This is a genomic window from Candidatus Propionivibrio aalborgensis, from assembly GCF_900089945.1.
GTDB lineage: Bacteria > Pseudomonadota > Gammaproteobacteria > Burkholderiales > Rhodocyclaceae > Propionivibrio > Propionivibrio aalborgensis.
In genome coordinates, this window is sequence record NZ_FLQY01000336.1 from 1 (window position 1) to 873 (window position 873).

An 873-nucleotide genomic window follows, 5' to 3' on the forward strand; every position below is an offset into this window, starting at 1 on the left:
AAACCACATCGTATTCAGCAAGATTTACGCGCCAAAAATCACCCCATCGCCAGTCGCAGTTTGTCAGACCGGCCGTCAACAAATAGCCGGCAAGCCAGGTCGCCGGCGCATTCTCGATCCCGGTGAACTGTGCATCCCGATGGAATCTGGCTAGCGGCCGCAGTACGCTACCGACGCCGGCACCCAGATCGATGAAGCGCGTGCCCGGACGCTCTGGGACCAGTGCGGCAAGAGCGGATGCAGTCTCGTTGTTCGAAAGGAAGAGGGGTATCTGACCAGTGACTGCACCGCGATATACAAGCAGCATCAGAATGAAAGCCAGCAAGAACCAACCCGGATCAATCGCCAGCGTGGCTACACCCCATCCCAGCGGGGCGAAAGATGCGTGGATCAACCGCCACCACCAGGGTTGGTGCGTGAGTATTGCGATCAGCAGGGCGGCCCCGCCGATGGCTGCAGCGGTTGCCGGCCAAGGCAGAACTTCGTCCCTGATGCCAAAGTAAGGCCACGCCAGTGAAAGCACGGCCAATGCAGCAGCGCCCTGTAATGCCAGTTGGCGCACATAGGAACGGGGCTGCGCGTTCTGATGAATCCCAAGATCAGTGCTGGGCTCAGTGGGCAGTGAAGGCAATACCTTGCTCCATAACTAGGATCGACATTGTATCCCGCTGTATCCCGCTCGTCAGACGGCGCCGCTTGCGTCGTTCGCCGCCTGGACTCTAATGGCCCTTGCCTATTATCGTCCACTCTCGAACGAATCCCGCACAGCGCTCGGAGTTGTGGAAGCAGGCCGAAGCATCGTAGAATGCCCGACTGCTTTTGCGGGCGTCGTATAATGGTAATACCCTAGCTTCCCAAGCTAGAGCCGTGGGT

At 58.8% G+C, this 873-nt stretch carries 1 protein-coding gene; it reads right to left on the reverse strand.

The features are described 5' to 3' along the window. A partial coding sequence (locus PROAA_RS13895; RefSeq protein ID WP_186411908.1) for a class I SAM-dependent methyltransferase occupies window positions 1-631 on the reverse strand: 631 nt, incomplete at its 3' end. Window positions 632-873: the final 242 nt, after the last annotated feature.